The sequence below is a fragment of the Vibrio sp. R11-SG3-ISO3-SZ genome (genome assembly GCF_059834345.1).
This window is the reverse complement of the sequence record NZ_JCBDGX010000092.1, coordinates 1-14,293: the sequence shown is the minus strand read 5'-3', so window position 1 is coordinate 14,293 and position 14,293 is coordinate 1. Positions and strand designations below refer to the sequence as shown.

Annotated in this window: 13 protein-coding genes; 7 read left to right on the top strand and 6 right to left on the bottom strand. The window is 50.2% G+C overall.

Translation table 11 applies throughout. From position 1 onward, the window contains the following. The 3 genes from AC6R1O_RS12255 to AC6R1O_RS12245 all read right to left on the bottom strand — a co-directional run. On the bottom strand, window positions 1-1,479 hold a 1,479-nt coding region (locus AC6R1O_RS12255; protein ID WP_500657124.1), incomplete at its 3' end, for a 4Fe-4S dicluster domain-containing protein. A 199-nt stretch (window positions 1,480-1,678) separates the two neighbouring features. Beyond that, a complete protein-coding gene (locus AC6R1O_RS12250; RefSeq protein ID WP_500633368.1) occupies window positions 1,679-2,212 on the bottom strand; it encodes a DUF3306 domain-containing protein in 534 nt (177 codons plus the stop codon). Further along, window positions 2,202-2,654 carry a DUF3305 domain-containing protein gene (locus AC6R1O_RS12245; protein WP_500631090.1) on the bottom strand — a complete coding sequence of 151 codons (453 nt, stop codon included), beginning with the start codon at window positions 2,652-2,654 and terminating at the stop codon, window positions 2,202-2,204. The genes AC6R1O_RS12250 and AC6R1O_RS12245 overlap by 11 nt, the downstream gene beginning before the upstream one ends. 290 nt (window positions 2,655-2,944) lie before the next feature. On the opposite strand from AC6R1O_RS12245, the gene AC6R1O_RS12240 reads away from it, so the two are divergent. Continuing rightward, complete coding sequence (locus AC6R1O_RS12240; protein ID WP_500633367.1) at window positions 2,945-3,829, top strand: formate dehydrogenase accessory sulfurtransferase FdhD; 885 nt, start codon at window positions 2,945-2,947, stop codon at window positions 3,827-3,829. 143 nt (window positions 3,830-3,972) lie between these two features. Here AC6R1O_RS12240 and AC6R1O_RS12235 read toward each other — a convergent pair whose 3' ends face one another. From AC6R1O_RS12235 to AC6R1O_RS12225, 3 genes are all read right to left on the bottom strand, one after another. Continuing rightward, window positions 3,973-5,565, bottom strand: a complete 1,593-nt coding sequence (locus AC6R1O_RS12235; RefSeq protein WP_500633366.1) for an ABC-F family ATPase — start codon at window positions 5,563-5,565, stop codon at window positions 3,973-3,975. Between the two features lie 100 nt (window positions 5,566-5,665). Continuing rightward, entirely contained in the window at window positions 5,666-7,699 is a 2,034-nt protein-coding gene (locus AC6R1O_RS12230) for a sensor histidine kinase (RefSeq protein ID WP_500633365.1), read from the bottom strand. Further along, window positions 7,692-9,128 carry a sigma-54-dependent transcriptional regulator gene (locus AC6R1O_RS12225; RefSeq protein WP_334555331.1) on the bottom strand — a complete coding sequence of 479 codons (1,437 nt, stop codon included), beginning with the start codon at window positions 9,126-9,128 and terminating at the stop codon, window positions 7,692-7,694. The genes AC6R1O_RS12230 and AC6R1O_RS12225 overlap by 8 nt, the downstream gene beginning before the upstream one ends. 235 nt (window positions 9,129-9,363) lie before the next feature. On the opposite strand from AC6R1O_RS12225, the gene AC6R1O_RS12220 reads away from it, so the two are divergent. The 6 genes from AC6R1O_RS12220 to AC6R1O_RS12195 all read left to right on the top strand — a co-directional run. Next, a complete protein-coding gene (locus AC6R1O_RS12220; RefSeq protein ID WP_500633364.1) occupies window positions 9,364-10,182 on the top strand; it encodes an ABC transporter substrate-binding protein in 819 nt (272 codons plus the stop codon). Between the two features lie 6 nt (window positions 10,183-10,188). Further along, window positions 10,189-10,890, top strand: a complete 702-nt coding sequence (locus tag AC6R1O_RS12215) for an ABC transporter permease (protein WP_487901941.1) — start codon at window positions 10,189-10,191, stop codon at window positions 10,888-10,890. Window positions 10,891-10,899: 9 nt separating this feature from the next. Continuing rightward, window positions 10,900-11,616 carry an energy-coupling factor ABC transporter ATP-binding protein gene (locus tag AC6R1O_RS12210; RefSeq protein ID WP_500633363.1) on the top strand — a complete coding sequence of 239 codons (717 nt, stop codon included), beginning with the start codon at window positions 10,900-10,902 and terminating at the stop codon, window positions 11,614-11,616. Continuing rightward, window positions 11,594-12,193 carry a molybdenum cofactor guanylyltransferase MobA gene (mobA, locus tag AC6R1O_RS12205; protein WP_500633362.1) on the top strand — a complete coding sequence of 200 codons (600 nt, stop codon included), beginning with the start codon at window positions 11,594-11,596 and terminating at the stop codon, window positions 12,191-12,193. Before AC6R1O_RS12210 ends, mobA begins: the two co-directional genes overlap by 23 nt. Continuing rightward, on the top strand, window positions 12,190-13,998 hold the full coding sequence (locus AC6R1O_RS12200; protein WP_500633361.1) for a bifunctional molybdopterin-guanine dinucleotide biosynthesis adaptor protein MobB/molybdopterin molybdotransferase MoeA: 1,809 nt from the start codon (window positions 12,190-12,192) through the stop codon (window positions 13,996-13,998). Before mobA ends, AC6R1O_RS12200 begins: the two co-directional genes overlap by 4 nt. 98 nt (window positions 13,999-14,096) lie before the next feature. Then, window positions 14,097-14,293 (top strand): DUF2960 family protein (locus AC6R1O_RS12195; RefSeq protein WP_500657123.1); only part of this gene is annotated, 197 nt, incomplete at its 3' end.

Sequence of the window (14,293 nt, the reverse complement as noted above, 5' to 3'; positions counted from 1 at the left end):
TTCGAACTCAATCGCGCTCTCTGGACACGCTTTTTCACACAAGCCGCACTGCACGCAATCTTGCTCGACAAACTGCAAAGAGGGCGATTGACCGTCGGTATGTAAGGCGCGCGTCGGACACACCGCCACGCAGCTCATGCAAGAGGTACACTTAGTGCTGTCACACTTCACTTGACCATAAGGCGCATGAGCAGGAACATCGGCGATAACCTGGCTTGGCGGGTAGTGCTGCGCGAGGGCATCTAAACAGCTAAACAGACGCTGACGTTTGTTGCCACTGATCTCACCCAAAGAGATGCTTAACGGCTCGGTGATCAACTGAGGTATCGTGCTGCGCAGTGACTCGATATAGAGTAGCTCAATACGCGAGGTATCAATCCCTAGTTGCGCAAGAAAGCGTTGAGCAGTGTCAATCTCACTATTGAGTACGCGCAATATGGTTTGTGGCATGTGCTGACTGACGGCAAACAACACTTGGCAAGCGCCATTGCTCAATGCTGCAAACCACGTATCGATACCGACGCTGGCGATCTCTTCCAACTCGACGGGAATAACATTGTCAGGTAACTGCTTAAGCGCTATGACGTTGTAACTTTCATGGCGTTCACTGCAAAATAGAAGGACGGGCGCTTGGCCGTTGTGCTTGCGGTAGTTGGCCAATAGACGCTCAACAAACGTCTGCGTTTGTGTCGGGTTAGGTAGCGCGTAATGAATCGCTTCCGTCGGGCAGCTGGTTGCACAGGTGCCAACCCCTTGGCAGAGAAACGGATTAATCTCTATCTTATGCCCCGTTTTCTCACTCCCTTGGCTGGAAAGTGCGCCTGCCGGACAGGCATCGACACAGCGCTCACACCCTTTGACACCTCGTGAGCTGTGCGCGCACAAGTCGGTATCGAGACGAAAATATTTAGGCTTATCAAAGGTGCCTTTTAAGGTCGGTATCTCTTCAAGCGCTTGAGTCAGTTTGGGGTAACCTCGGCCTACAGGGTAATAACCCGGCACCGGCACTTCTTCACTCATGCAACTGCTTAAGCAGAGATCAAGCACAATATCGAATTGACTGCGGCCCAGTGTTGCAGCAGCGAGATTGCTTTCGCCGCCTTGACTCTCGATCATCACCTCAAATGCGCCGAGAAACCCACTTACTCGCACGCTGCGAGTAAAGTAAAGGGATGGATGTGTGCCCGCTTCTCCGTCGGTAGAAAGCAAAGTAACGCTGCCCATCATAGTTAACTGCTCGGCAGCGCTCTCGATAATGGCGGTTGGGCCAATGATCAGCGTATCGCCTTGGCTTTCATAACTGACGGTGGGTGGGATGAGGTTGGCAAGCTCAACCGTGCTTTGAATGGCGGCGGCGCGTGCTAGGCCATTGATTGACTGACTTTGTTCGAGCAGTTGCCTTAAGCCAAGTTCGCTAGGCAGGTGTTGACCTCCCCCACCTTGCGCCGGGTAACTGCTCACGTGTGTGTGATCATGCATTGCTGCGTTCCAGTGTTTTATTATCGTTTTATTTTGATGGAACAGAACAAAGCAAATGCCATACCAAAAAATAATTTCAAATTAATCAGTAAATTAGCTCTATTTTATAAACAGTTAGTGCTGATCAGCTAAAGACCATAAAAAAAGGTGAGACAATTTGTCTCACCTTTTCTTTATCTCTTGGTCAAAATGTCCCTTATTACAATGTGGGATCTTTTGTCCCACTCACATTAACGGGATCTGCGATCTCTGGGAGCTCTTCATCCGAATGCGTGTCAAGATCAGAGCATGACGTGTCTGCTTGCGACGGTTCTTCTATCGGGTCGCTGGTGGATGCCTTATCTTGTTCACCCATCCAGTCACGCAATTGACTCACCACATCGCTGGATAAGCTCTTGACCGCCTTAAAGTTATGATCGTAATCATTGAGATTATCGACTTCACTAAAGGCGCCGGATTGAAACAGTTGTCTTAGCGCGAGCTTTTTTATGCTCTGCTCTACATCTGATGACAATAGTGCGGCGATGTCGCCAGAGGACTTATCGAGAGAATGATGTGACGAACTACCCGGCGCTGACGTATCTTGCTTCGCCTCAACACCACTGGTCGACGGCTGTGCTCCGCTATCGTTCGAATCTTGCGCCTCTGAATCGGACGGTAAGACAGGTTGAGCCTCCTCTCTCACGTCCTCGAGTTTGCGCTGGGACCAACGCTGTAAAAAATTACTTGCCACTGGCGCGCCCTGCTCCTTTGCGTTTCTTACGTCTCACTTCGAGTAGCTCGCCGTGTCGGCCGATAAACGCTTCCATCCACGCTTGGACGGGCAGTGGCATGGCGTTGGAAAGCACTAGGTAATCGCCATCCATGTATTGCCCCGCAACACTTTGCGAAGCAGTGATCATCACGATTTTTGGCGTTTCATCGCTTTCCATAACATCCAATATTAAGAATAGCTTGGGTTGCTGAGCGCTTAAGTTGAATCGATAGTCCGTGCGCTCATCTTTAAATAAGCGCAGCGTGCTAACAAATGGCTCACCGGAGGTGGGGTTGAGCTCAAACTCCTTGAGTTGCCATTGGGTGGTTGACCAAATCCCAGTTGAAATTTCATGCGACACCAATCGGCTCGCGATGGGCCAGCTATCCTCGGTTTTAATTCGATGTATTGAGTTTGACATGGTTCACCAGCGTATCATTGTTATCAGCCCATTCGAGAAAATGAATGGCGCTCGTATTATCTATTCGCCTGACAAGACCCACTATTAATTTCTTAAAAGACGAGTCTTGAAGAACGAACAGTAAAATAACGCTCTGCAAATATCGTACCTAGCGTTGATGTGTGCGCAAAGAGACACGATGCCTCAGTCGCTCTAATAACATAGACAACAGAGTGCACATCGATCGTACTTAATGAGGTTGAGTATTCTAAATATTGATCTCACTAGAGTTTAGGAACGCAAATTGCTATATGTTTGTCTCAACAACAATACAAACCCATGCGAAAGGCCGTGTCGACGTGAAACCCAACATCATTAAAACCCAACCCAACCCTCAGCAAACGATTGAAGTCGACGTTTATGACGAGTACGGAGAGAAACTCGTTAAGCAGATCGCCTGTGAGCGTCCGTTGACTGTGATGCTCAATTGGAAAGAAGTGGTCACGCTGATGACACTCGGTTCAAGACCCGAATCGTTAGTATTGGGTTATCTGAAAAACCAGAGTTTCCTCACTGACCCGGACGCGATTGAGTCGGTGATCATCGATTGGGAAACGCACACCGCTGCGGTGGTAACCAAAGAGGATATTGAACACGTTGAAGGTGCGCTAAAGAAAAAGACGGTCACGTCGGGCTGCGGTCAAGGCACCATGTATGGCAATGTCATGAAGCAACTGGAGGGGTATCAAGTCCCGCAAATCTCGATCAAGCAAAGCGCCACCTACCAAGCCCTAGAAGCGCTCACCCATTACAATGATACCTACAAAAAAGCCGGCGCGGTGCATGGCTGCGCGATTTGTCAGGGCGATCAAGTGCTCTCTTTTGTCGAAGATGTAGGCAGGCACAATGCGGTAGACACCTTGGCGGGTGAGATGTGGATCAATCAAGAGTCCGGCGAGGATAAAATCTTCTATACCACGGGTCGCTTGACGTCTGAGATGGTGATTAAAGTCGCGCAAATGGGCATTCCTGTTCTGCTCTCGCGCTCTGGTGTCACGCAAATGGGGTTAGAGCTTGCTGAGCAGTTTGGCATCACCACCATTGCGCGCGCCAAAGGGCTTCGTTTTCAGGTCTTTACCGGCGCGCAAAAAATGGTGTTTGATGTCAAAGGGGAAACGAGTAGCGGGACGCGTTAAGACTCTAAATCTTCTAAGCAACATCAATCAACGCGACCTACAAAAACGGCCGCCTCAGGATGCTTTCTATCGAAAGAGTACCTGAAGCGGCCGTTATCATTCATCTAGGATGGCATTGATGATGTCATCCTAGGGATCGTCCATTAGCCATCGATGCCTTTGGCTTTCAAGAACTCAGCGTAAGTGCCTTTGAAGTCAGTGATCTTACCGTCTTTGAGTTCGATGATTCGTGTCGCCAAAGAGTCAACAAAGACGCGGTCGTGCGAGACGAAGAACAAGGTGCCCTTGTATTGCTCTAGCGCATTGTTGAGTGATTCGATCGATTCCATGTCCATGTGGTTGGTAGGCTCATCCATCAACAACATGTTGGGTTTATGCATCATCAATTTACCCAACAACATGCGGCCTTGTTCACCACCAGAAAGCACTTTGACGGACTTTTTGATGTCATCTTGTGAAAACAACATACGGCCTAAGAAGCTGCGAATCACTTGCTCGTCGTCACCCTCTTGTCGCCATTGACCCATCCACTCCATCAAGTTCATGTCTTCTTCAAAGTCATGCGCATGATCTTGGGCGTAGTAACCAAGGTTTGAGTTTTCAGACCACTTATAAGTCCCCGATTTCGGCTCAAGGACGCCAGCAAGCGTGTTGAGCAACGTGGTTTTACCCACACCGTTTTCACCGATAATCGCGACGCGTTCGCCCACTTCAAAAATCGCATTGAAGTTTTCAAATAGCATGGATTCAAAACCTTGGCTTAGGTTTTCCACTTCCAATGCATTTCGGAACAGCTCTTTTGATTGCTCAAAACGGATGAACGGGTTTTGACGGCTTGATGCTTTGACTTCTTGCAATTGAATCTTATCAATTTGCTTTGCGCGAGAGGTGGCCTGCTTAGCTTTTGAAGCGTTGGCAGAGAAGCGCGCGACGAAGGTTTGCAGCTCGGCAATTTGCGCTTTCTTCTTCGCATTGTCGGCCAGTAGACGTTCACGCGCCTGCATGGCAGCCATCATGTATTCATCGTAGTTACCCGGGTAGACACGCAGTTCGCCGTAATCGAGATCCGCCATGTGGGTACAGACAGAGTTGAGGAAGTGACGGTCGTGCGAGATGATGATCATGGTGCAGTTACGCTGGTTTAGCGTCTCTTCCAACCAACGAATGGTGTCGATGTCCAAGTTGTTGGTTGGTTCGTCAAGCAACATGATGTGCGGGTCAGCAAACAGTACCTGAGCCAACAGCACACGCAGTTTCCAGCCTGGGGCAATGTCGCTCATCAAACCGTAATGTTGCTCTTCAGGAATGCCCACTGCGAGTAGCAATTCACCCGCTTTGGCATCGGCCATGTAACCGTCCATTTCAGCAAATTGAACTTCCAGGTCGGCCACCAGCATGCCTTCTTCTTCAGTCATTTCTGGCAAAGCGTAGATACGATCGCGCTCTTTTTTCACCGTCCAAAGCTCTTTGTAACCCATGATCACGGTATCAATCACAGTGAACTCTTCGTAGGCGAACTGGTCCTGGTTCAGTTTAGCAACGCGCTCGTTCGGGTCGTAGCTGACGTTACCGCCCGTTGGCTCTAGCTCACCACTGAGGATTTTCATAAAGGTTGATTTGCCACATCCATTCGCGCCAATCAAGCCATAGCGGTTACCTTCGCCAAACTTTACCGAGATATTTTCAAACAGCGGCTTAGCACCAAATTGCTGCGTGATGTTGTTGGTGGATATCACAATCGTTACCTTATTTTTGAAACCGTTAAAAACGGCGCCACACTACTTGCTCAAGGCGGCAACTGCAAGCCTTTTACCGCTTTTCCTGTCGTGTGATGCTTTATAGGGTGGCGACCTTGATACCGTTATCTGCTTTGCATGGCAGGTGAAGACTAAAGCAGCTGCCTTTTCCTAGTGTTGATGTGACTGAGATCTCGCCGCCCGTTTGGCTAAGTAAACTTTGCGAGACCGACAGCCCAAGGCCAGTGCCTTCGCGTTTGGTGGTGTAGAAAGGCGAGAAAATACGCGTTACATTTTCTGGCTTGATGCCGCAGCCGTGATCCTCGACTTGAATCACGACGCCAAGGATCTGCCCCTCTTCTTGCCAATCGTGACTGCGAATGATCAGCGTCCCTTCCCCTTGCATCGCATGAATGCCGTTCATCTGTAGGTTCACCAAGATTTGCAGCAGATGATGTCGATTCACTTCAGCCGGCGTGTGTGCACAAAGCTCGGTCTCAAAAGTCACTTGGCGCTTTTTACTGCCCGTCTTGACTAAGGTAATGCTCTCTTCAATGATGGGATTAACATGCTGCCAGGTGATTTCGTCTTGCACGCCGCCCTGTCGACTGTATTGCAACAAACTGCGAGTAATATTTCGGATCCGATCAATTTGACCGTGAATCGCCACTATTTCATCGTTGACTCGATGGGCTTCCTGACCGAGTTCAAATTGAATCAACTCAATATTGCCAAGGATCACCGCAGTTGGGTTGTTGATCTCGTGCGCGATGCCCGCGGTTAACTCCCCGAGCGCCGCCAGCTTCTCCCTGACCACCAGCTTATCGCGGGTTTGGTTGAGTAATTGGATATGCAGCTCCAGTTGTTGCGTCTTCTCTTCTAAACTGGCCGTGCGTTGACGCACCTGACCTTCTAACTCGCTCGCCGCCATCTCGAGCTGGCGTTTTTGTTTCTCAAGCAAGTCCAACATATTGTCAAATTGCTTGGCCAGTTGCGCCAGCTCGTGGTTTTCGTCAAGCCCTAAATCGCCAATGCGGGTCTCCTTACCCAGTTGAATCCATTTGACGACACGGTGAATGTGCTCGATAGGTTTGAACAAATCGCGCGAGCCGCGATAGACCATCACCCCAGACCCGATCAGAAGCAGCACGGTAATGATCGACACCTCAGCAATGTTGGTCATGTAGGTCATGACAAATGGCCACAGCAAGTAACCGGTATACAGCATGCCAATCACGTTATCGTATTGATCGCGCAGTGGCTGATAGGCGGTGATGTACCAAGCGTCATACACAAAGGCCAAATTGACCCACTCTTGTCCGTCCTCAAGCACGCTTTGGCGCACCTCATTAGACACGCGCGTGCCGATGGCGCGGCCGAGGCGGTCTTCACTATCGAGCGGTACATTGGTACTGACGCGGATATCATCAAGAAACAGGGTCAAGGTGCCAACCGGCCTTAAGGCATCTTGTTTGGTTGGATAAATGAGATCGCGAATTTGATCGACCAGAACGGTACTGTTGTTGAGCAGTAACCCGCCGTCTAGAAATCCCATCAGATCGCCCTGATCATCATGAATCGGCACCACAGTACGACTGATCAGCCCCTCTCTAACAATATCGTCACTGCCAAGAATGGGCACTTGAGCGCGATTTTTCAGATCGCCGCCGAGCATCTCAAGCTCTTGTTTTGACAACAGGTCAAAAAAGGATTCGCGCCGCGTGAGATCAAGAAAACGGAACTTATCTTCAATCGTATCGACACTGTGAAATCGCAAAAAATCGAGTTGGTAATCGCGCTTTTTGCTCGCCACCCATGAAATAAAATCGGCGTTGTTTTGATGCAGAGAGAGACGCTTGGATAAACGCACACGAAATTGGTAAGAATCAGCAAAGGCTTTAACGTGATTGGCTTGCTTCTCTTGAATCAGTTCGATGCTGTTGTTGGCCACGCCAAGTCGCTCAGAGACATCCACCAACGCGCTCTGCCAAGTGTATTGAATAGACCAGTAGATAGTAATGCCAATCAAGGCAATTAACGTCAGAGCGATAGGCGCGGAGGTCAAAAACATCAACCGATAGCGCACCATACTCTGAAAACGGCGTCGCCACTTATAGCTGAGGCGATTAGACATGGTCGGAGTCTTCCCACTCTTTAAACTTGCGTTCAAGCGTTTTTCTCGCCACACCCAAATCGCGCGCCGCTGCCGATTTATTGCCGTCATGCAACTCGACCACTTGGCAAATGTGCGCCTTTTCTACCTCTTTAAGTGACCAGTTATTGGGGTAACCGGTGGGTGGATTATCACTACCAAAGTCAATCAGTTCACTGCCGGTCGACACATTGACACTGATCGCGCTGTGCACAGGCAGAGTGTCGGTCTCACGCCAATAGTGCGCTGGGGGCTTACCGAGCAAAATGCAGCGCTCGATGACGTTTTTCAACTCACGAATATTGCCGGGCCAATCGTAATCGTTCAGTGCGACGATGTCTTCATGCGCCCACTTAGGATCGGGCATACCAAGCTCAGAGGCCAACATGCGCGTGAAAAAGGGGATCAACTCAATCAGGTCGAGCTTACGCTGACGAAGTGGCGCGACGTCGATTTTCAGTACATTGAGGCGATAATAGAGGTCCGCGCGAAATTGCCCTTTTTCGACCTCCTCTTGCAAGTTGCGGTTGGTGGCGGCTACAACGCGCACATCCACCGTGATCTCTCGCTCGCTACCGACCGGACGTATGGTTCGTTGCTCGAGTACCCGCAGCAGCGCCGATTGCATCGAGAGCGGCATCTCACCAATTTCATCTAAAAACAGTGTGCCGCCATTGGCCACGCGAAACAGACCTTCTCGGTTCTTCTTTGCACCGGTAAACGCGCCCGAGGTATGGCCGAACAATTCACTTTCTAATAACTCAGGTGCAATCGCACCGCAGTTCACCGGCACAAACGGCCCACTGCGTTGACTGGCTTCATGAACCCCCCTTGCGACCAACTCCTTACCCGTACCCGATTCACCCTCAATAAGTACAGAAGCGCGAGACGGCGCAAACTGAGCGATCAATTGTTTCAGTTGCTTGGTTTTTTCTGAGCCACCGACAATGTCGGTTTTGATGTGCCGCGCAACATCGCGCTTCAGCGCGTATTGATGACGCTCTGCCAAACGCTTATTCATACAGCGCTGCACCGCGGCGAGCATCTGTTCTAAGTTAAACGGTTTGAGAATAAAATCAGACGCGCCGAGTTTTAACGCGCTGATTGCTGTATCGAGATCCGCATAGCCAGTCATAAAAATCACATCGGCACGTTTATCATCGTCATCAAACGCTTCTTCCCACTCAATCCCGGATCTTCCCGGCAAATTGATGTCGAGAATGATCAGATCAAAATGGTGTTGGCTGCGCAGTCCCTCTGCCTCTTCAATGCTTCCGGCGCAGTCGACGCGCGTGAACCATTTACTCAAGGCTTTTTTTAATATCGCCTGCATGCCCTCTTCATCGTCAACGACAAGAACCGAAAAGGCATGGTATTGATTGGCTTTTTGCATATCGAGTGAGCTTGGCATAACCGCAGTGTCTGTGTTGGGTATCATTGCGCTTGAGTGTATCAACAAATGGTCTTTTCGCCCTATTTTATGTGCGACAATTTGTCCCACCTCACGTTGCGCTAATCTAACTTATTGAAATATATAAGATGATTCAATGGCATTTGAATTGCATACTAAGCGTATTCTATTTTAGTGATCACGCCTCATTTTTTGAGAGCAACCATAAAGACAATAACAATTACGGACAGTTAGCATGAAATCAACCTCACTCGTCGCCCTATCGGCGTCTTTAGCCATCGTCAGTTACTCCGCGCAATCAAGCGACTCACCTTCGCATGTACGCTTAGCCACCACGACCAGTACCTATCACTCAGGACTGCTCGACTACCTTTTGCCCAAGTTTGAGCAAGAAAGTGGCTATCGCGTCGACGTGATTGCCGCAGGAACAGGAAAAGCACTGAAGATGGGCGAGAACGGCGATGTCGATTTGGTGATGACCCACGCCCCCAAGGCCGAAGCAGCATTTGTCAACAAAGGCTACGGCGTGCTGCCTCGCGCGTTAATGTACAACGATTTTGTCTTGGTCGGCCCAGACAGCGATCCGGCCAAAGTCAGTGAGCAAGAGAGCGTGATGGATGCATTCAAAGCGATCGCAACATCAGGCGTGACTTTTGTCTCTCGAGGCGATGACTCAGGCACGCACAAAAAAGAGCTTGGCATTTGGCAACAAACCGAGATGGAACCTAACTTTGGTGGCTATCGCTCGGTAGGCCAAGGTATGGGCCCGACACTGAATATGGCCAATGAAATGCAAGGCTACACCCTGACCGACCGTGGCACTTGGTTGGCGTATAATAACAAGCTTGAGTTGAGCATCGTTTACCAAGGCGACCAAGCGCTGTTTAACCCTTATCAGGTGATTCTAGTGAATCCCAAACGCTACCCGAGTATTAATTACCAAGGCGCAAAAGCGTTCAGCGATTGGTTGGTTAATCCTCAAGGGCAAACGTTGATCAATGAGTTCAAACTCAACAACCAGCAACTGTTTGTTGCCAATGCAGAGAAGAACTGATCGTCGATGACCGTTTGGCAAACGACGCTAGAAGCGCTAGCGTTACTTATTCACTTTGATCAAGAGCTGTGGGAGATCGTTGCGGTCTCCTTTTCCGTCTCTCTCAGCGCTATTTCGATTGTATTGTTACCGGCGATTTTGCTGTCATTTTTGCTTGCCTATACTGAGTTCACGGGCAAATGGCTGCTGCTTGCGATCGTCAATACTCTACAGGCTATCCCAACGGTGGTCATCGGTCTGCTCCTCTATATGCTGCTGTCACGCGCGGGGCCACTGGGCGATTGGCAAATGCTGTTTACCCAAAAAGCGATGGTGGTTGGGCAAATGCTGATCGGCTTTCCTGTGATGGTGTCCATGATGCATGGCGCGCTTCAATCGAGCGATCGCCGCGCAGTGGAAACCGCCGTCACCCTTGGCGCCTCGATACCACGTATCATCGCCACCATGATTTGGGAAACCCGCTTTCCTCTGCTGGCGGCGGCGATTGCGGCCTTCTCACGGATTGTGACTGAGGTGGGTTGTTCTACTATGGTTGGCGGCAATATCATGGGGATCACACGAAACATCCCAACCGCTATTGCGATGGAGAGCCATAAAGGCGCATTCGCGCAAGGGGTAGCTCTGGGGATTGTGTTGCTTACTTTGGCGCTGGCGTTGAATTTTGTACTCACTTCGATGCGTGGCAAAGGCCATCTTAGAAATCAATAAGGCTCGACTATGACCATCAAACTTAACGCGACCCAATTGTCGATGCGCTTTAAAGACCGAGTGCTGTTTCACATTCCTCGTCTGACGATTGGCCCTAATGACGCCATCTACCTTAAAGGGGCCAACGGCGTCGGTAAGACGACACTGCTTAAAATTCTCTCGGGCTTAATCAAGCCCACTACAGGTCAAGTATTGGCACAAAACGATCACTGGCTACAACGCCTCTTCCCAAGGCTTGGCCGCAGTGACGTTATCTATTTGCATCAGTCTCCTTATCTGTTTGATGGTAGCGTCTATCAAAACGTGGTGTATGGGATAAAGTTTCAGCAAGCAACGGCAAAAGACAAGCGAGCGCAAGTTATTCAAGCGCTGCGCATGGTAGGATTAGAAACCTTGGCCGATGAGCACATTTCGGTGCTCTCAGGTGGTGAAAAGCAGCGAGTGGCGATGGCTCGAGCGTGGATTCTGAAACCGTCGATTCTGTTAATGGATGAACCGAGCGCCTCACTCGACCAAGCGTCTATCGAGCGTTTGGTATTGATGGCGAAGGATTTATTAGATCGAGGTTCGAGTATCGTCGTCACCAGTCACCAGCAAAATGCCCTAACCAATTTGTGCCGTAAGCAGTGGTGGATTAAAAAGACAACGCTAATCGAATCGCCGCTGCTGCACGTCATTTCAGAACAAGCAAAAGAGAATAACTATGCTTCATCCAACGCAAACTAGTTGGGTTATCTTAGCGGGTGGGCAAGCAACCCGAATGGGTGGACAAGACAAGGGGCTGATTACGCTCAGCGATAAACCGTTGATTGAACATGTCTACCAACGTCTTGCGACGCAAACCTCCCAGATTGCTATTAATGCCAACCGCAACCTTAAGCGTTACGGGCAGATGGCGCCGGTTTTTGAGGATCAATTCAAAGACTTCCCCGGACCACTCGGTGGCATTCATGCCGGCCTTCACTATGCACTGGCGAAATCCTCATCCCCTTGGGTAGGATTTGTACCGTGTGACAGCCCGATGATCAATCTCGATCTGGTGGAACGTTTTTGTGAGGCGATTGACGATGGCGTTGAAATCTTGGTCGCCCATGATGGCGATCATCTGCAACCGGTCTTTACTCTGTTTCACACCACCGTTCTGCCAAGGCTTGAGGCGTTCTTACGCCGAGGCGATCGCAAAATCATCCTCCTCTACCAAGAGTGTCAGACCAAATGGGTCGATTTCAGTGATTCGCCCGATTGTTTTGTCAATCTCAATACCCCTGAAGAATTGCAGCGTTTTGGACACCTTACCTCATGAATAGATCGTTTTATGCCGAGCTTGGCGTACCAGTGCTTGGTTTTGCTGCCTACTCAGGCACAGGAAAAACTACCCTACTTGAAGCCTTATTGCCCAAACTAACCCAGGCAGGGTTGCGCGTCGGCATGCTCAAACATGCGCACCACAACTTTGACGTCGACAAACCCGGTAAAGACAGCTACCGACTCCGTAAAGCGGGCGCCAGCCAAATGCTAATCGCTTCACACAATCGCTACGCTCTGATGACAGAAACACCGCAAGCAGAAGCGCAGTTTGACTATTTGCTTAAACGATTCGATCGCAGCGCACTCGACGTCATTTTGGTGGAAGGCTGTAAGAACATTGCGTTCAACAAAATCGAACTGCATCGTGAAGCGGTAGGAAAACCTTGGCTATACCCGACGGACAGCAACATTATCGCCGTGGCCTCGGACAGCGACTCACTCGACACCTCGCTACCCACACTTAATATCAATGACCTCGATGGTATTGCGCAGTTTGTTCAAGACTATATTGTGCAGAGCTCGCAACAACACGTCCGACAAAGTATCCAACAAAGCGCATCCACACCGGCCAGTTGCGACGCCCTCTCGCCAGCGTTTCTCTCGGTTGAGCAAGGACGAGCCAACATACTTGCCGCGGTAAGCCCGATTGAAGAGCGTGAAACCGCCTCCATCCAGAGCAGTTACCAACGCGTATTGGCTAAACCGGTCACCTCACCGATCGATGTACCAGCGTACACCAATTCAGCGATGGATGGGTTTGCCATTCGCGGCGACGATCTTAATCGCAGCCACTACCAGGTTGTGGCGCAAGTCTTGGCAGGTTCGAGCTACGATCGCCCACTCGAACCTGGTCAAGCGGTCAAAATCATGACTGGCGCTCCGGTGCCAATCAACGCCGACACTGTGGTGATGCGTGAACAAGCGCAAACAGACGGTGACAATGTCACCTTTGCAGGCGCGAGCATTAAAGCTGGCCAGAATGTGCGTATGGCCGGGGAAGACCTAAACATCGGCAGCGCGGTGTTTGATGCGGGTCAGCGCCTCAACTCGCCGGAGATGGGTATGATGGCGTCACTCGGTTTTGCCGAATGCGAGGTTTACCGCCGTCTTAAAGTGGCGATATTCTCCACTGGCGATGAAGTGCAAGCCCCAGGCTGCGCGGCGCAAGCCAACACCATTTACGACTCGAACCGCTTTACACTGTTTGGTTTACTTACCCAGTTAGGCTGCGACATCATCGATTTAGGGATCATTGAGGATGATGAGCAAACCATGACACAAGTGATTGCTGAAGCGGCCAACCAAGCCGATGTGATTATTACCTCTGGCGGCGTGTCCGTCGGCGATGCCGACTTTATCAAACTGGCGCTTGAGCGATTAGGCAGCATCGATTTTTGGCGCATCAATATGCGCCCGGGGCGACCTCTGGCCTTTGGTCAAGTGCAAGGTATCCCATTTTTCGGTTTGCCCGGTAACCCGGTTGCTGTGATGGTGTCGTTCATTAACTTTGTTGAACCTGCGCTGAGAAAGATGCAGGGCGAAACCGGCTGGAAGCCACTCAAGGTGCCCGCCATTGCCACTGAGAATTTACGCTCTCGCCTTGGTCGCACCGAGTTTAGCCGCGGCATCTATCACATCAATGCCAACGGACAGTTGTGCGTCGCCACCACTGGCAGTCAGGGTTCCGGCATTTTGCGCTCAATGAGTGAAGCTAACTGTTTGATTGAGATTTCACCCAGCGTTGATACGGTTAAAGTGGGTGAAAGCGTGACAATCCTCCCACTCCAAGGCAGAATCTAACCCTAACGACGATCCTTATGATCGCATCACGATTCGATTTGCCAGCGTGGATGCTAACCAAAGCCTCCACGCTTTAGTGACTTATATAGAGAAGATTTATGGCGCGTACCATCCTCTACACCTACAAAGGTGAAGACAAAACCCTGACTTTTTCCTACCAGCAGCATCGCAATATTCATGAAGCCGTCGCCGAAGCGGAAGGTCTTGATATTTCAGCATATCTCAAAATGGAGCAGCAAATCGAAGCCGTCTCTGACACCAAGGCGATGCGCAACTACCGCGACAACCACTTCAG